Origin of the sequence: Spirillospora sp. CA-294931 (assembly GCF_050946795.1) — a bacterium.
Classification (GTDB): domain Bacteria; phylum Actinomycetota; class Actinomycetes; order Streptosporangiales; family Streptosporangiaceae; genus Spirillospora.
Window position 1 is genome coordinate 5,618,875 of record NZ_CP192006.1, and the last position, 16,585, is coordinate 5,635,459.

The window sequence follows — 16,585 nt, forward strand, 5'->3', positions numbered from 1 at the left end:
AGGAAAAGACCACCGTGATCGTCCGTTCCCTGAACGAGATCATCGGCACCGAACGCGACGTGCGGGCCGAGACCTGGCGCAGCAGGCGCCTGGTGCTCGCCAAGGAGAAGGTCGGATTCTCCCTGCACGACACCGTCCTGTACGCGGGCAGCGAGACCCGCATGTGGTACGCCAACCACATCGAGGCCGTCTACTGCATCGAAGGGCAGGGAGAGCTCGTCAACGACGAGACCGGTGAGAAGCACCGCATCGAGCCCGGCGTGATGTACCTGCTGAACGAGCACGAGCACCACACCCTGCACGCCCACACGGACGTCCGGACCGTGTGCGTCTTCAACCCGCCCTGCACGGGTCGGGAGGTCCATGACGAGAACGGTGTCTACCCGCTGCTCACCGAGGAGGACGCATGAGCATCATCGAGTGCAATCCGACCACCACCGACTGCTATCCCACCCGTAAGGCGTCCGAGGCCGCGCTGCTCTACCGGCAGGACCCGGTCGTGTACGGCAAGCCGGACGACGGTCCGATCGACGCCGAGACCCTGGAGTCCTTCGACGCCAACGGCTTCCTGGCCGTCCGGGAGCTGCTGCGCCCGGACGAGGTCGAGCGCTACAGCGCCGAGCTGGACCGGCTCGCCGCCGACCCGCGCGTCCTGGCCGACGAGCGCACCGTGACCGAGCGCGGCTCCGAAGAGGTCCGCTCGATCTTCGAGGTCCACAAGATCAGCGAGGTCTTCGCCGAGATCGTCCACGACCCCCGCGTGGTCGGCCGGGCCCGGCAGATTCTCGGCTCGGACGTTTACGTCCACCAGAGCCGGGTCAATTACAAACCAGGCTTCACCGGCAAGGACTTCTACTGGCACTCCGACTTCGAGACCTGGCACGCCGAGGACGGGATGCCCCGCATGAGGGCGGTGAGCATCTCGATCGCGCTGACCGAGAACTACGTTCATAACGGCGGCCTCATGATCATGCCGGGGTCGCACAAGACGTTCGTGTCGTGCGTCGGCGAGACGCCCGCCGACCACTACAAGGCGTCGCTGAAAAGCCAGGAGATCGGCACGCCTGACCCGGCGAGCCTGTCGATCCTGGCCGACAAGCACGGCATCGAACTGTTCACCGGGCCGGCGGGCTCGGCGACCATGTTCGACTGCAACTGCATGCACGGGTCCAACGGGAACATCACGCCGTTCCCTCGGTCCAACGTCTTCATCGTCTTCAATAGCGTGGAGAACGCCTGCGTAGAGCCGTTCTCCGCCCCCAACCCGCGGCCGAGCTTCATTGGCGCGCGCGATTTCACTCCGGTCTCGATCCGCTGAAAAACCTTTCAGTATAGCGGACCAGCGGAAACAATTGGGGCGTCCGGCCTTCCCACCGAGGGCCGGGCGCCCCATTCGGATCAATCGGAAAAGTCAAGGAGCTCCCCCATGACACAGCAGTGGACCCGGCGCGATCTGCTCAAGAGGTCCGGGCTCGCAGGGGCCGCCATCGTCGGTGGTCCGGTGCTGCTCGGCGCGTGCAGCAAGGCCGAGGAGGGTGGAGAGGGAACGCTGGACCGCCTGAAGAAGGCCGGCACGGTCAAGGTCGGGTTCGCCAAGGAGGCGCCCTACAGCTTCACCGAAGGCAGCAAGTTCACCGGCGAGGCCCCCGAGGTCGCGCGCACGATCTTCAAGGCGCTCGGCGTCGACAAGATCGAGCCGGTGGGCGTCAAGGCGTTCGGCGACCTGATCACCGGGCTCAACAGCCAGCAGTACGACGTGATCGCCGCCGGCATGTTCATCACGCCGGAGCGGTGCGGGCAGATCCTGTTCTCCAACCCCGACTACGCGGCCAAGAACGCGTTCGCGGTCAAGCAGGGCAACCCCAAGGGCATCAAGCGCTTCGAGGACCTGGCCAAGACCGGGGCCAAGGTCGCGGTGCTCGGCGGCGCCGTCGAGGAGGGCTACGCCAAGGACGCCGGGGTCAAGAAGGACAAGATCCAGGTGTTCCCCAAGGCCGACGCGGCCTACCAGGGCCTCATCGACGGCCGGGTGGACGCCATCGCGCTCACCACGATCACGCTGAACTACTACAAGAAGACGCAGTTCGCCGACAAGCCCGTCGAGGTCACCGAGGCGTTCAACCCGGTCGTCAAGGGCAAGCCGCAGACCGGCTCGGGCGGCTACGGCTTCCGCAAGAACGACCAGGCGCTGGTCGACAAGTTCAACGCCGAGCTGAAGAAACTCCAGGACAGCGGGAAACTGCTGCAGATCATGCAGCCGTTCGGCTTCACCGCCCTCGAGGTGGACGAGGCCAAGAAGCAGACCGCAGCGCAGCTGTGCAAGGGCTGATCAACGCCCATGGACACCCTGAGTGACATCGCTCCGGCGCTGCGCGACGGAGCCTGGGTCACGGTGCAGCTCACGCTGGGCGGCACCGTCATCGCCCTGGTCCTGGCCTTCGCCACCGGGCTGGCGGCGACCTCGCCGCGGCGCTGGGTGCGCGCGGTCGTCCGGGCCTACATGGAGTTCGTCCGCGGCACGTCGGTCATCGTCCAGCTGATCTTCGTGTTCCTGGTGCTGCCGAAGATGTTCGGCTACAAGTTCGACAGCGCGCTGACCGCCGGGATCGTGGTCATCGGGCTGAGCATGGGCGCGTACGGATCGGAGATCGTGCGCGGCGCGCTGCAGGCCGTCCCCGTCCCGCAGCGGGAGGCGGCCGTGGCGCTGAACTTCACTCCGTACCAGAGGCTGCGCTACGTGCTCTTCCCGCAGGCGCTGGTCGGGATGCTGCCGCCGATGAACAACATGCTCATCGAACTGCTGAAGTCGACCGCGCTGGTCACCGCGATCTCGCTGGGCGACCTGATCTACCAGGCCGACGACGTGATGAACTCCGGCGCCGACAAGCTGACCACGATGCTGGCGGTCATGACGATCTACCTGGTGTTCGCGCTGCTGATCACCCTGCTGATGCGGCTGCTGGAGCGCCGCGCGGCCCGGGTCGTCGGGCGTGAGGTCCCGCCGCTGTTCCGGCGGCCCACCGCTCCCCCGGTCACCGCGGACGCGGGAGGTGCGGCGTGAACTTCGACTGGAACTACGCCCGCGAGGTGGCGCCCGACCTGCTCACCACCGGGCTGAAGGTCACGCTCCAGGCCACGGCGGGAGGCGCCGTCCTGGCGTTCGTGCTCGGCCTGGTGCTGGCGCTGCTGCTCCGTGTGGACAGCCGGTGGGTCAGGCTGCCGACCCGCACGTTCATCGAGGTCATCCGGAGCACCCCGCTGGTGGCGCAGCTGTTCCTGCTCTACTACGCGCTCCCCACGTTCTCCCGCGACGTGCTCGGCACCCAGATCACGCTGAGCGCGCTCACGGCCGGGATCATCGGCCTGGGCGTCCACTACGCCTGCTACACGGCCGAGGTCTACCGTGCCGGGATCGACGGCGTGCCCCCCGGGCAGTGGGAGGCGTCGATCGCGCTGAACCTGCCGCGGGTGCGGACGTGGACCGACGTGATCCTGCCCCAGGCCATCCGGCGGGTGCTGCCGCCGCTCGGCAACTACCTGATCGCGATCTTCAAGGAGTCGCCCCAGCTCACGCTCATCACCGTGGTGGACGTCGTGGGGCTGGCCCAGAACATGGGAAGCACCAACTTCAAGGTGGTCGAGCCGCTGACCATCGCCGGGCTGTTCTTCCTGATCATCGCGATCCCGTCGTCCATCCTCGTCCGCCGTCTGGAGCGCCGCCTTGCCCAGTGACAAGCCAACCCCAGAGAAGATCTCCCCGACCGAGCCCGACCCGGCCGAGACCGAGTGGATGATCAAGTTCGACAAGGTCGTCAAGCGGTTCGGCGCCAACACGGTGCTGAACGAGCTCGACTTCCACGTCAAGCCGCGCGAGCGCGTGACGCTGATCGGTCCGAGCGGGTCGGGCAAGACGACGATCCTGCGGCTGCTGATGACGCTGGAGAAGGTCACCAGCGGCACGATCCAGGTCAACGGCGACTACCTGAGCCACATGCGGCGCGGCGGCGACAAGCTCGTCCCCGCCGACGAGAAGCATCTGCGCCAGGTCCGCAAGAAGATCGGCATGGTTTTCCAGCAGTTCAACCTGTTCCCCAACATGAACGTGCTGCGCAACATCACCGAGGCGCCGGTGCGGGCCCTGGGCAAGCCCCGCGCGGAGGCCGAGAAGCGGGGCATGGAGCTGCTGGAGATGGTCGGCCTGGCCGACAAGGCCGACCAGCACCCCAGCCGCCTGTCGGGCGGCCAGCAGCAGCGGGTGGCGATCGCCCGGGCGCTGGCCATGGAGCCCGAGATCCTGCTGCTGGACGAGGTCACCTCGGCGCTGGACCCCGAGCTGGTCGCCGGCGTGCAGAGCCTGCTGATCGAGATCGCGCGCAACAGCGATCTGACGATCCTGTGCGTGACGCACGAGATGCACTTCGCCCGGGACATCTCCAACCGCGTCCTGATGTTCGACCAGGGCCAGATCGTGGAGGAGGGACCGCCGGACCAGATCTTCGGAGAGCCGTCCGAGCAGCGCACCCGCGACTTCCTCCAGGCCGTCCTGTCGGCCTGACCGGCCGCACCACGCTCGCCCGCGTCCCCGTTGCCCCGGGGACGCGGGCGACTCGTCTTCTGCTGAAGGTCTGGTGAACGCGGTCCGGCCTCCCGGGTCCGGCGGGCACCCGACCTGGCGGCATAGCCGACGCCTATGGCCGCCATCGCGCGATCGGGGCTGGGCGAGGGCGCGACGGGCTCCTTGAATTCTCGGCGGACACCCGTCCGGCATCGCAGAAGCTCGTCGCAAGGAGCACCCCCATGTTCCGTCGGCTCCCCCTCACGCTCGGCGCCGCCGCCCTCGCGGCCGCGACCCTGATCCCCCTCCCGCCCGCGCAGGCCGCCGCGCCCGGCAAGCGCCACGTCGTGGTGTTCGGGCTGGACGGCGTCCGCTGGGACGTCCTCCAGCAGGTCGACGCCCCCGCGATCAAGTCCCTGATCGCGCAGGGCTACGCGTCCCAGACGTGGCTGTACTCCTCGCCGCTGGCGCAGACCTCCAGCGGGCCCGGCTGGGCGACCGGCCTGACCGGTGTCTGGCCCGACAAGCACAAGGTCAAGGACAACTCCTTCAGCGGCAACGACCTCAAGAGCCACCCCGACTTCCTGACCCGCGTGGAGCAGAGCTCCGCGGCGTTCTCGACCTACGCCGCCCTGGACTGGAAGCCCATCGGCGACCGGATCATCACCGGTGGGATCGACCGCAAGTTCGTCCTGGACGGCGACGCCGACGGCTACACCGTGGACGACCCCAAGGTCGCCGCCGACGCGTCCGCGCACCTGAAGAACAACGGGCCGCACGCCTCGTTCGTGTACTTCGGCAACCCCGACATCGCCGGGCACGACAGCGGCGGGGCCAGCGCGGCCTACCGCGAGGCGATCGAGACCGCGGACCGGCAGATCGGCCAGGTCATCGCGGCCGCCAAGAGCCGCCCGACCTACGCCGAGGAGGAGTGGGCCTTCGTGGTCACCACCGACCACGGGCACACCGACGGCGGCGGGCACGGCGGTTCCTCGTGGCAGGAGCGGCAGTCGTTCGTGGTGGCGGCCGGGCCCGGAATCCCGCACTCCGCCCCCGCCGTCAAGGCGCGCAACGTCGACGTCGCCGCCACCGTCCTGGACTACCTGGGCGTCGCCCGCCCGGCCGCCTATGACGGCGTCCCCGTCACCCGCACCCCGAGCGACCCGTTCGACGCGCTCTCCGGGAGCCTGAAGGCCCGGGTGGACGAGACCGGCATCCCCGCGTCCACGCTCGGCTGGACGCACGCGGCGCCGTCCGGCTGGCGGATCGACACCACCGGGCTCGGCACCGGCGGCGTCACCGAGTGGCGCGGCTGGAGCTTCACCAACGACGAGTTCTGGACCTCCACCGACCGCGGCCAGGACCGCGAGAACAACGTGCGCGCCCGGGGCGTCTTCGCCGTCGCCGACGCCGACGAGTGGGCCGACAAGTCCTTCAGTGGGACGTTCAACTCCACGCTGGTCTCGGCGCCCTACGACGTCGCGGGCAAGAGCGGCGTGCGACTGGGCTTCTCCTCGCACTACCTCCAGGAGGGGAACCAGAAGGCCGAGGTGTTCGTGTCGTTCGACGGCGGCGCCGACACCCGCGTGCTCGCCTACAACGCGCACGTCAAGGCCAAGGTCGAGAACCTGGCCGTGACGGTCCCGTCCGGCGCGCGGCAGATGACCGTCAAGTGGCGCCTGTCCAACGCGGGCAACAACTGGTACTGGGCAGTGGACGCCCCGTCGGTGTCCTGATCCGGGCCGGTTCGGGCCGCCCCGCCCCCGGGCGGCCCGAACCGGATTCGGTATGGTGCGGGGATGAGCGACGGCACGGCGATCAGCGGGCTCGGCATGACCGAGCTCGGCAGGGTGTACGGGCGCAGCCCGCGCAGGCTCGCGGCCGACGCCGTGCGGCTCGCGGCCGCCGACGCGGGCCTGGGCCTCTCCGACCTGGACGGCCTGCTGGTCAGCCACGGCCTGAGCGGCTCCCCCGGGATCGAGGTCGCCGAGACGCTCGGCCTGCGCGACCTGCGGCTGCTCAGCCAGATGAACTCCTTCGGCGCGACCGCCGGGGCGATGGTCTCCTACGCCGCCATGTCGATCCTCAGCGGCGCCGCCTCCACCGTCGCGTGCGTCTTCGCCGACGCCCCGCTCAAGCCCGAGCAGTCCGCGGGCTCGGCCTACCACCGCGACGCCCGCGAGTGGTACGGGTTCGGCGGCATGACCGCCGCGCTCGGGCTGCGCAGCGTCAACGCCTTCTACGCGCTGGCCGCGCAGCGCCACATGGCCCGCCACGGCACCACCAGCGAGCAGCTCGGCGCGATCGCCGTCGCGACCCGCGAATGGGCCGTCCGCAACCCGCTGGCCCAGATGCGCGAGCCGATCACCCTGGCCGACCACCAGAACTCGCGCTGGGTCGCCGAGCCGCTGCACCTGCTGGACTGCTGCATCGTCTCCAACGGCGCCATCGCCGTGATCGTCACCGGCGCCGACCGGGCCCGCGACCTGGCCAGACCCCCGGTGCACCTGTGGGGCTGGGGCCAGGGCCACCCCGGGCACCGCAAGGAACGCGGCAGCGAGTTCGGGCTGACGACCGGCGCGTCCACCTCCGGGCCCGTCGCGATGAAGATGGCGGGGATCACCCCGGGGGACGTGGACGTCTGCCAGCTCTATGACTGCTACACCTACACCGTCCTGGTGTCGCTGGAGGACTACGGCTTCTGCGCCAAGGGCGAGGGCGGCCCGTTCGCCGCGTCCGGCGCCCTGGGCCCCGGTGGCGCCCTGCCCACCAACACCGGCGGCGGCCAGCTGTCGGGCTACTACATGTGGGGCATGACCCCGCTGTCGGAGGCGGTCATCCAGGCCCGGGGCGACGGCGGCGAGCGGCAGGCCGCGCGCAACGACGTCATCCTGGTCAGCGGCAACGGCGGGATCCTCGACCACCATTCCACTCTCATCGTCAGCCCCCACCAGAAGGAGACCTGAGCGTGGACCTCGGCATCCTGCGCCGCGACGGCCGCACCGACCCGTTCTTCGACGGCACCGCCGCCGACCGCCTCATGATCAAACGCTGCGAACCGTGCGAGCGGCCGCGCGGCGGCTGGACTGAGGAGCGTAGCGACGAGGGAAGCCGTCGCGAAGAACGGCCGCTCGCCGGCGAGCGGAGGCGAGCCCATGAGCACGGCCGCTGGTTCGGCCCCGACGCGACCGCGTGCCCGTCCTGCGGGTCGGAGGACCTGGCCTGGGCCGAGGCCGACGGCCGCGCGACCCTGGTCACCTGGACGGTCCTGCACGGCCGTCCCGGCGCGGACGGCACGCCCCCGCCGCCCGCCCTCCTGGCCCTGGTCGAGCTGAGCGAGGGGCCCTGGCTGCACACCCGCCTCGTCGAGGTGGACGCGGTTGACCTGCGCGAGGGACTGCCGCTGCGCGCGACGTTCGTCCACCCCGAGGAAGGCGAGTCGTACGTCCTGTTCCGCCCCTGACAGACTGGGACGCATGGGACAACGGGGACTCTATCCAGCCATCGAGCCGAGCGATTCCGGGCTCCTCCCGGTCGGCGACGGCGACGAGATCTACTGGGAGGTCTGCGGGAACCCCGCCGGGAAGCCCGCGGTCTTCCTGCACGGCGGGCCCGGAGGCGGCGCCTCGGCCGCCCACCGGCGGCTGTTCGACCCGGAGGCGTACCGGATCGTGCTGTTCGACCAGCGCAACTGCGGCCGGAGCCGCCCGCACGCCGGGAACGCCGAGATCGACCTGGCCGCCAACACCACCGCGAATCTGGTGGCCGACATCGAGGCGCTCCGCGAACACCTGGGCATCGACCGGTGGCTGGTGTTCGGCGGTTCGTGGGGAAGCACGCTGGCGCTGGCCTACTCCCAGGCCCACCCCGACCGTGTCACCGAGCTCGTGCTGCGGGGCGTCTTCCTCGCGCTCGACGTCGGCGACCCCTGGTGCTACGCCGAGGGCGGGGCGTCACGGCTCCACCCCGACGCCTGGGAGCGGTTCCGCGCCCCCATCCCCGAGGACGAGCGCGGCGACTACCTGGCCGCCTACACGCGGCGGCTCACCGACCCCGACCCGGCCGTTCACGTCCCGGCCGCCCACGACTGGAACCGCTGGGGGAGCACCTTGGGCGCGCTGCTCCCCCGCCCCGAAAGCAAGGACACCGACCGCTACGCCGTCGCCCATGCGCGGCTGGAGAACCGCTACCTCCGCAATGGCTGCTTCCTGGACAGCGGGCAGTTGCTCCGCGACGCGGACCAGATCCGCGACATCCCCGGCGTGATCGTCAACGGCCGGTACGACCTGCTGACGCCGCCCGACGGCGCCTGGGCTCTGCACCGGGCGTGGCCCGCCTCCGAGCTGCACATCGTCCCGGACGCCGGGCACGCCTTCGACGAGCCGGGCACCCTCCACCGCCTCATCGAGGCCACCGACCGGTACCGACCCTAGACCGAACGGCATTCGGCTGAATAGGGTTCGGTCATGAACACCGAGGTGTGCGAGCGGTTCGGCATCGAGTTCCCGCTCTTCGCGTTCAGCCACTGCCGCGACGTCGTCGCCGCCGTCACCAACGCCGGGGGCCTCGGCGTGCTCGGTGCCGTCGCCTACACGCCCGACCGGCTCGAAGAGGAACTGCGCTGGATCGACGACCGGGTCGGCGGGCGGCCCTACGGCGTGGACGTGCTCGTCCCGTCCAAGATCGACAAGGCCGCGAGCGACGGGGGCGGACTGGAGGCCATGCTCGCGGCCGTCCCGCAGGAGCACTGGACGTTCCTGTTCGGCCTCTTCGAGAAGTACGGCGTCCCGCTGCCCGACTTCGAGAAGGCCCGCAAGGCCAACGCCGAGAGCGGGACGCAGGTCACCGCCCAGGGCGCCACCGATCTCATCGACGTCTCGCTGGCCCACCCGATCAAGCTCATCGCCAGCGCCCTGGGCACACCGCCGCCGCTCATGGTCGACAAGGCCAAGCGGGCGGGCGTCCCCGTGGCCGCGCTGGTCGGCACCGCCGAGCACGCCCGCCGCCAGGTCGCCGCGGGCGTCGACCTCATCGTCGCCCAGGGCGGCGAGGCCGGCGGCCACACCGGCGAGATCTCCACGATGGTCCTGGTGCCCGAGGTCGTCGACACCGTCGCCCCGATCCCCGTCCTGGCCGCCGGGGGCATCGCCACCGGACGCCAGATGGCCGCCGCGATGGCGCTCGGCGCGTCCGGCGTGTGGTGCGGCTCGGTCTGGCTCACCACCGAGGAGGCCGAGACCTCTCCCTCGGTCAAGGCCAAGATGCTCGCCGCCACCTCCCGCGACACCGTCCGCTCGCGCTCGCGCACCGGCAAGCCCGCGCGGCAGCTCCGGTCGGCCTGGACCGACGAGTGGGAGGGCCCGGGCAGCCCCGGCGCGCTCGGGATGCCGCTCCAGATGATCGTCGCGGAGGGCGCCATGCGGCAGATCACCAAGGTCGCCGAGTCGGGCAACGAGGGCGCGCGCGAGCTGGCCAACTACTTCGTGGGCCAGTGCGTCGGCCTGATGAACACCGTCAAGCCCGCCCGGCAGGTCGTCTACGACATGGTCGAGGAGTTCGCCGAGGCCGTCGAGCGGCTGGAGAGCATCACCGGAACTGGTTGAGCTCGCGTCCCGGGCCCTTCCTGACCTGCTCGACGCACAGCCGCGCCATCGCCTCGTGCCCCTTGACTGTCGGGTGGAAGCTGCGCGGCAGCGCGGTCAGCGACGACAGGCTGACCCCCAGCCCGTTCATGTAGGGGTCGGGCTTGCCGACCTCATGCCCGGCGAACGCGCTGTAGGCGTCGGCGAACTCGACGGTGCCCGGCCTGCGGGCCGCCGCCAGCCGCCGGTCGGACTCGGCCACCGTCTGCCTGATCAGCTCGTTGAGGTCGCGGGCCCGCGCGTTGAGCCACCGCTGGTCGTCGATGCTGATGTTGTCGTTGTCGGCCCCTGTCACCTCGGAGAACGCGCGCGGGTAGCCCATCACGATCACCCGGGCGTTCGGCGCCCTGGTGTTGATCCTGGCGAGCACGTCGGGGAGGGTCTGCCGCAGCGTCGCCATCCGGGTGGCGATGTCGCCGCCCTGCGACGTGCAGCTCTTGCTCCACGGGAGCCGGACGACGCACCCCGCCAGCACCCGGCTGAACCCGACGTCGTTGCCGCCCAGGCTGATGGTCACCAAGCTGGTATTGGCGTCGACGCGGCCGAGCTGGGACGGCTCGCCCTTCATCCCGTTCAGCACGTCGCGCGTGGTGGCGCCCGAGCACGCGTAGAACCCGCTGCCCCTGGCGAAGGGGAAGGCCTTTGAGACCGCGTGGTAATACGCCTTGGACGTCCGCTGGCACCGGTTGAGGGGGTTCTGGTCGGCGACGGCCGCCTCGGCGCCCAGGCCCGACGAGTAGGAGTCGCCCAGGGCCACATAGGTGCCGCGCGTGGCCGCCTCCAGCGCGCCCAAGCGGCGTCCCTGGCCGCGCACCTGCTCGGCCGCGGCGGCGGTCAGCGGCTTGCGGCAGCCGCTTCCGAAGACCTCGCACCGGGCGGCGGGAAGCGCCACCAGCGGTGTGATCATGAGCACCAGAAGGCCGCAGAGCAGAGCGACCGCGAGCCCCCGGTCGCCGAGGCGGTCTCTGAGCGACATCGCCATCCCTTCCTCGTCCCGCCAGTAGGAGACGTTCGCGGGGCCGCCCGGGTTCCCGGCTTTACGTTGTAGATCAATTGGGGTGAGGGGCTCCCGGCGGGGAATCCTCAACCCAAGGGGACCAACGATACTTCGGGGGCGCGACTCCATGCTGGCTGTCCTGACCGGCCTCGGCCTGTCCGCCGCGGCGGGCCTGAACGCCTACATCCCGATGCTGCTGGTCGGGCTGCTGGACCGTTACACCGACGTCGTCCGGCTGCCGTCGGAATTCGGCTGGCTGACCAACGGGTGGGTGCTCGCCGTCCTCGGCGTCCTGCTGGCCGTCGAGGTCGTCCTGGACAAGGTCCCGGTCGTCGACAGCGTCAACGACGCCGTCCAGACCCTCGTCCGCCCGGCCGCGGGAGGCGCCGTCTTCGCCGCCACCGACGCCGCCGACCGGGCCGACTCCTCGGCGTTCATGCAGGACAACGCCTGGATCGGCTGGACGCTCGGCATCGCGGTCGCCCTGGTCGTCCACCTCACCAAGATGTCGGTGCGCCCCGTCGTCAACGCCGGGACCCTCGGCACCGGCGCCCCCGTCGCCAGCACCGTCGAGGACACCGTCTCGCTCGGCATGAGCCTGCTCGCCGTCCTCGCACCCGTCCTGGCGCTGATCGCCCTGATCGCCCTGGCCTTCGGCGGCCTGCGCCTGCTGCGACGTATCCGGCGCCGCCGCGCCACCGATTCCTTTCCACCGGCCCGGTGGTCTGCATGGACGAAGGGTTCACACCACCGTCCCGAAGGATGACCGACCATGGCAGCGTCGCTGATCGACCACTACCGGGCCAGCAACCGGGCCGCCACCGCATACCCGCCGCTGACGCTGGAACAGGCCCGCGACGTGGACGAGCGCTGGGGCGACATCACCGCCGAGCCCGGCGGCGTCGACTACCTGGAGACCGACGCCGGGGGCGTCCCGGCCCTGTGGGCCGAGCCGCACGGCTGCGCCCGCGACCGCGTGCTCCTCTGCCTGCACGGCGGCGGGTTCATCGGCGGCTCGATGTACACCCACCGCAAGATGTTCGGCCACCTGGCCAAGGCCGCGGGCGTCCGCGCCCTGATCCCGCACTACCGCCGCACACCCGAGCACCGGCACCCCGCCCCGGTGGACGACGCCACGACCGCCTACGCGTGGCTGCTCGACCAGGGCATCGAGCCGGGCGCCATCGCCGTCACCGGCGACTCGGCGGGCGGCGGCCTCACCGTCACCACGATGCTGAGCGCCCGCGACCGCGGCCTGCCGCTCGCCGCCGCCCTCCTGCCGTTCTCCCCCTGGGTCGACCTGGAGTTCACGGGCGAGACGATCGTGTCCCGGCGCGGCACCGACGTCCTGTTCGGCGGCGACACCCCCATGAACCTGACGGCGCTGGTGGAGATGTTCCTGGGCGACGGCGACCGGCGCGACCCGCTGGTGAGCCCGATCCACGCCGACCTGACCGGCCTCCCGCCCATGTACATCCAGGTCAGCGAGGACGAGATGCTCCTGGACGACGCGCGCCGCCTCGACGAGCACGCCCGCAAGCACGGGGTCGAGGTCAGGCTGGACGAGTTCCCCGGCCAGCAGCACACCTTCCAGATGTCCGCGGGCCGCTCCCCCGTCGCCGACGACGCCATCGCCCGGATGGCCGCCTGGGTCCGTCCCCGGCTGGGCCTGTGACGGCCCCCGGCGACCGCGACTTCGCGGACCTGACCGAGCCCTTCCGCCGCGAGCTCCTGGCGCACTGCTACAGGATGTCGGGCTCGGTGGACGAGGCCGAGGACCTCGTCCAGGAGACCTACCTGCGGGCCTGGCGGTCGTACGAGGGCTTCGAGGGCCGCTCGTCGCTGCGGGTCTGGCTGTACCGGATCGCCACCAACACCTGCCTGACCGCGCTGAAGGGCCGGGGGCGGCGTCCCCTGCCGTCCGGCCTCGGCCCGCCCTCGGACGATCCCGGAGCCGAACCGGTCATGGGCGGGGACGTCCCGTGGGTCGAGCCCCTCCCCGACGCGCTGCTGGACCCCGCCACCATCGCCGCGTCCCGCGAGACGCTCCGGCTCGCGCTGATCGCCGGGCTCCAGTACCTGCCCGCCCGGCAGCGCGCCGTGCTGATCCTGCGCGAGGTGCTGGGCTTCCGCGCCACCGAGGTCGCCGCGATGCTCGGCACGTCGACCGCCGCGGTCAAGAGCACCCTGCAGCGCGCCCGCGCCCGCCTGGACGAGGTCGCCCCGTCCACCGACCGGATGGAGCCCTTCGACCCGCGGCACCGCGACCTGCTCGACGCCTACATGGCCGCCATCGAGAACGCCGACCTCGCCGCCCTGGAACGCGCCCTGCACAAGGACGTCATCCTGCAGATGCCCCCGTCGCGCACCTGGTTCGCGGGCCTGGACACCTGCCTCGACTACCTGCGCGGCGTCCTCGGGTCCCCCGGCGACTGGCGGATGGTCCCGACCGCCGCCAACGGCCGGCCCGCGGCCGCCGCCTACCTCCGCGACGCCACGGGCGTGCACCGGTCGGCGGGCGTCATCGTCCTGGACACCACCGCGAACGGCATCGCGGGAATCACCTTCTTCGGCACCGCCGGAGCCTTCGCCCTGCCCGCCACACTGCCCCCATGAGAATCCGCACCGCCACCCGCGACGACCTTCCCGCCCTCCTGGCTCTGATCACCGAGGGGGACGGGGAGGTCGGCCCGGACCACGAGCGGGCGTTCGCGTCCATCGACGCCGACCCCCGCAACGAACTGCTCGTCCTGGACGACGCCGGAACCGTCGTGGGCTGCCTTCAGGCCACCTACATCCCCGGCCTCGGACGTCGGGGGGCCGAACGCGTCCTGCTGGAGGCCGTCCGCGTCCGCCCGGACCGCCGGGGCGCGGGGCTGGGGCGGCACCTCATCGTCCAGGCCCTGGAACGCGCGCGCCTGCGCGGCTGCGCCCTCGCCCAGCTCACCAGCCACAAACGGCGCACCGAAGCCCACCGGTTCTACACGTCGCTGGGATTCGAACCCACCCACGACGGATTCAAGCGCGCGCTTGACCCAGCTCTCGGTACATCGCCACACGCGGGCCCAGCTCATGGAGACCGGCCTTGATCTCCGCCTCCCAGTAACGACGCAGCCCGGGACCCCACCGCTCCCGCGGGAACTCCGCGAAACCCTGCCGGGCGTACCAGGGCGCGTTCCACGGGACGTCCCGGAAGGTCAGCAGCGTGACCGCGGGCGACCCCGCCTCGGCAGCCCTCGCGACGACGGCGTCCAGCAGCCGGGTCCCGATCCCCTGCCGGACGTGGTCGGCGTGGACGGAGATCTGTTCGAGATGGGTCAGACCATCGACCACCTGCGTCGCCGTGTACGCCACCGGCGGATCGCCCGCCACGAGGATCTCGGCACCGCTGCCCAGCATCTGCTCGATCACCGCGGGCCCCGAAGGAAAGACAATGCCCAGCGGGTGGAACAGCCCGTCCGCCGACTCCTCGATCGGCGAGAGATGCGGATGATCGCGGGGTTCGGCCTGCCGCAACGGGAAGTCCATCCCGCGATCGTACGCCGCTCAGCCGCGCCAGCCGTCCGGCACTCGCCCCAGCCGCACCCGCTGCGGATGATCCCCGACGGGCACCGACAGGACCTTCGTCCCGGTGGCGAAATCGATCACCGTGACCCGGTCGGCGCCGCTCTCGGAGATCACGCATTTGCTCCCATCGCCGCTCACCGTGGCCCAGTAGGGCTTGGACGCCGCGACCAGCGGCCCCTCCGCCAGCGAGGCCCGGTCGACGACCGTGGCGTAGTCGTCCATCGTCCCGGCCACGCACAGCTTGGAGCCGTCCGGGCTCATCGACATCCCATGGTGCCGCGAGTCGTTCACCCAGGTCGTCCGGTCCTCACTGGTGCCCGGGTTCTTCGGCAGGGTCTTCACCCGGGTGACCTTGTCCGCCGCCACGTCGTACTCGACGAAGCCGTTGAAGAACGACACCTGGAAGTAGAGCCTGGACTCGTCCGGCGTGAACGCGACCGGCCGCACCGCGTTGGACAGGTCCTTGCGCCCGAACGCGTCGAGCCGCTGCCGCATGTTGATCGTCTTCACGGGAGCGAACGTCGCGGCGTCCACCACCGTGATCTTGCGGTCGCCCTTCGTCCAGTCGAGCGCGGGATCGTCCAGGTTGGTCGCGACCTCCCCGATCGACATGTTCCACAACCGCCGCCCACCGTCGGTGAACACGTTCTCGTGCGGCTTGTCCCCCGTCGCGAACGACCCGGCCTGCTTCCCGGTCGCGATGTCGAGAACGTGCACGGTGTTGGATGTCGAGGCCGAGACCGCCACCCGCTTCCCGTCCGGCGAGACCGCCATGTGATCGGCCCGGAACCCCGACACCGGGAACCGCCAGTTGATCTTCCCCGTCCCCAGATCGATCGAGACCACGTCGGCGAAGCTCGGCCGCGAGGCCACCACGGCCCGCCCGTCCGGCGTCGAGTACATGTCGTCGACCAGCTGGTCGTGCCCCTCCCCCGGCCCGTACCGGACCCCGAGGAAGAACGCCAGCTTCACCGGGTTGAGGTAGATCTCCCGGAGCCGCTCGTCCTTGTCCGGGACGATGTTCACCCGCCCGATCTTCCCGAAGTCCCCCCGCGCCCTGATGACGTCCGCCGTCCCGTCCCAGTTGTTCCCGACGAACATCACCTCCTTCAGCCCCTCAGCCGAGGCCGCCGGCACCCCGACGACCAGCCCAAGACCCAAGGCCACCAGAACACGCGCACTGAACATCCGACATCCGATCGTCACTACCGCCCGGTAACCGAAGGAAACCACCCCTGGCCCCCACCCGATAGGGCGCCCCAGACCAATCACCACCCCGCCCGTAGTCCCCCCAGGACAAGGAAAACCAGAAGCCCCACAGCCTCCCCGAGTGGCAAGATCCAGCCTCGTGACCCAAATCGTGAACCACGACCCCACCGACGGCGTTTACCCGAGCACCGACGACTACGTCCACGCGGTGGAAGTCCAAGCCCCCGACCGCCTGGTCTTCGTCTCCGGCACGATGGGCCTGGACCCCACCGGCGCACCAGGCACCACCCTGGACGAACAGCTCACGCTGATCTGGTCCAACATCCGCACCATCCTGGCCTCGGCCGGAATGACCCTGGACAACATCGTCCGCCTGACCAGCTACCTCCGCGACCCGTCCTACGCCGAAGCCAACGCCCGAGCCCGCACCCAAGCCCTCGGCAACCGCCCCGTAGCCACAACCGCCCTCATAGCCCAAACCCTGGAACCCACCTGGCTCGTAGAAATCGAAGCCATAGCCGCCACCTAACCCAAACCCACCCCACCCGGCCGCTCCACCCGGTAGCCGTTCTCCCAGACCACGGCGATGCAGCGGACAGCACCGATGTTCTGGAG

At 70.7% G+C, this 16,585-nt stretch carries 19 protein-coding genes; 16 read left to right on the forward strand and 3 right to left on the reverse strand.

Annotated elements, in window-relative coordinates:
• The first annotated feature begins 14 nt into the window (after positions 1-14).
• From ACQPY4_RS25445 to ACQPY4_RS25495, 11 genes are all read left to right on the forward strand, one after another.
• Entirely contained in the window at positions 15-410 is a 396-nt protein-coding gene (locus tag ACQPY4_RS25445) for an ectoine synthase (protein WP_433324774.1), read from the forward strand.
• Entirely contained in the window at positions 407-1,318 is a 912-nt protein-coding gene (gene thpD, locus ACQPY4_RS25450) for an ectoine hydroxylase (RefSeq protein ID WP_433324776.1), read from the forward strand. Before ACQPY4_RS25445 ends, thpD begins: the two co-directional genes overlap by 4 nt.
• 108 nt (positions 1,319-1,426) lie before the next feature.
• Positions 1,427-2,329, forward strand: coding sequence for an ectoine/hydroxyectoine ABC transporter substrate-binding protein EhuB (gene ehuB, locus ACQPY4_RS25455; RefSeq protein ID WP_433324778.1), 903 nt, complete (start codon positions 1,427-1,429; stop codon positions 2,327-2,329).
• 9 nt (positions 2,330-2,338) lie between these two features.
• Complete coding sequence (ehuC, locus tag ACQPY4_RS25460; RefSeq protein WP_433324780.1) at positions 2,339-3,061, forward strand: ectoine/hydroxyectoine ABC transporter permease subunit EhuC; 723 nt, start codon at positions 2,339-2,341, stop codon at positions 3,059-3,061.
• Positions 3,058-3,732, forward strand: a complete 675-nt coding sequence (gene ehuD, locus ACQPY4_RS25465; protein WP_433324782.1) for an ectoine/hydroxyectoine ABC transporter permease subunit EhuD — start codon at positions 3,058-3,060, stop codon at positions 3,730-3,732. The genes ehuC and ehuD overlap by 4 nt, the downstream gene beginning before the upstream one ends.
• A gap of 58 nt (positions 3,733-3,790) precedes the next feature.
• Positions 3,791-4,555, forward strand: coding sequence for an ectoine/hydroxyectoine ABC transporter ATP-binding protein EhuA (ehuA, locus tag ACQPY4_RS25470; protein WP_433339018.1), 765 nt, complete (start codon positions 3,791-3,793; stop codon positions 4,553-4,555).
• 242 nt (positions 4,556-4,797) lie between these two features.
• Positions 4,798-6,291, forward strand: coding sequence for an alkaline phosphatase family protein (locus ACQPY4_RS25475; RefSeq protein WP_433324784.1), 1,494 nt, complete (start codon positions 4,798-4,800; stop codon positions 6,289-6,291).
• Between the two features lie 63 nt (positions 6,292-6,354).
• The gene (locus ACQPY4_RS25480) at positions 6,355-7,521 is read left to right on the forward strand and encodes a thiolase family protein (protein ID WP_433324786.1); all 1,167 of its coding nucleotides are present in this window, start codon (positions 6,355-6,357) and stop codon (positions 7,519-7,521) included.
• A 2-nt stretch (positions 7,522-7,523) separates the two neighbouring features.
• Positions 7,524-8,018 (forward strand): Zn-ribbon domain-containing OB-fold protein, encoded by a 495-nt coding sequence (locus tag ACQPY4_RS25485; RefSeq protein ID WP_433324788.1) that lies wholly within the window; start codon positions 7,524-7,526, stop codon positions 8,016-8,018.
• 13 nt (positions 8,019-8,031) lie between these two features.
• Positions 8,032-8,988, forward strand: a complete 957-nt coding sequence (gene pip / locus ACQPY4_RS25490) for a prolyl aminopeptidase (protein WP_433324790.1) — start codon at positions 8,032-8,034, stop codon at positions 8,986-8,988.
• 33 nt (positions 8,989-9,021) lie between these two features.
• Positions 9,022-10,158 carry an NAD(P)H-dependent flavin oxidoreductase gene (locus ACQPY4_RS25495; RefSeq protein ID WP_433324792.1) on the forward strand — a complete coding sequence of 379 codons (1,137 nt, stop codon included), beginning with the start codon at positions 9,022-9,024 and terminating at the stop codon, positions 10,156-10,158.
• Here the strand turns inward: ACQPY4_RS25495 and ACQPY4_RS25500 are convergent.
• Positions 10,142-11,173, reverse strand: coding sequence for an SGNH/GDSL hydrolase family protein (locus tag ACQPY4_RS25500; protein WP_433324794.1), 1,032 nt, complete (start codon positions 11,171-11,173; stop codon positions 10,142-10,144). The genes ACQPY4_RS25495 and ACQPY4_RS25500 overlap by 17 nt on opposite strands.
• Before the next feature lie 148 nt (positions 11,174-11,321).
• Here ACQPY4_RS25500 and ACQPY4_RS25505 point away from each other — a divergent pair, with 148 nt between their 5' ends.
• The 4 genes from ACQPY4_RS25505 to ACQPY4_RS25520 are packed head-to-tail and all read left to right on the forward strand — an operon-like array spanning position 11,322 to position 14,283.
• On the forward strand, positions 11,322-11,960 hold the full coding sequence (locus ACQPY4_RS25505) for a DUF4126 domain-containing protein (RefSeq protein WP_433324796.1): 639 nt from the start codon (positions 11,322-11,324) through the stop codon (positions 11,958-11,960).
• 6 nt (positions 11,961-11,966) lie between these two features.
• Positions 11,967-12,869, forward strand: coding sequence for an alpha/beta hydrolase (locus tag ACQPY4_RS25510; protein WP_433324798.1), 903 nt, complete (start codon positions 11,967-11,969; stop codon positions 12,867-12,869).
• Positions 12,866-13,810 (forward strand): sigma-70 family RNA polymerase sigma factor, encoded by a 945-nt coding sequence (locus tag ACQPY4_RS25515; protein ID WP_433324800.1) that lies wholly within the window; start codon positions 12,866-12,868, stop codon positions 13,808-13,810. The genes ACQPY4_RS25510 and ACQPY4_RS25515 overlap by 4 nt, the downstream gene beginning before the upstream one ends.
• A complete protein-coding gene (locus tag ACQPY4_RS25520) occupies positions 13,807-14,283 on the forward strand; it encodes an N-acetyltransferase family protein (protein WP_433324802.1) in 477 nt (158 codons plus the stop codon). Before ACQPY4_RS25515 ends, ACQPY4_RS25520 begins: the two co-directional genes overlap by 4 nt.
• Here ACQPY4_RS25520 and ACQPY4_RS25525 read toward each other — a convergent pair.
• Positions 14,213-14,722: a GNAT family N-acetyltransferase gene (locus ACQPY4_RS25525; protein ID WP_433324804.1), complete on the reverse strand. Its 510-nt coding sequence runs from the start codon at positions 14,720-14,722 to the stop codon at positions 14,213-14,215. The genes ACQPY4_RS25520 and ACQPY4_RS25525 overlap by 71 nt on opposite strands.
• 18 nt (positions 14,723-14,740) lie before the next feature.
• Complete coding sequence (locus ACQPY4_RS25530; RefSeq protein ID WP_433324806.1) at positions 14,741-15,949, reverse strand: YncE family protein; 1,209 nt, start codon at positions 15,947-15,949, stop codon at positions 14,741-14,743.
• 160 nt (positions 15,950-16,109) lie between these two features.
• Here ACQPY4_RS25530 and ACQPY4_RS25535 point away from each other — a divergent pair, with 160 nt between their 5' ends.
• Positions 16,110-16,499 (forward strand): RidA family protein, encoded by a 390-nt coding sequence (locus ACQPY4_RS25535; RefSeq protein ID WP_433324808.1) that lies wholly within the window; start codon positions 16,110-16,112, stop codon positions 16,497-16,499.
• Positions 16,500-16,585: the final 86 nt, after the last annotated feature.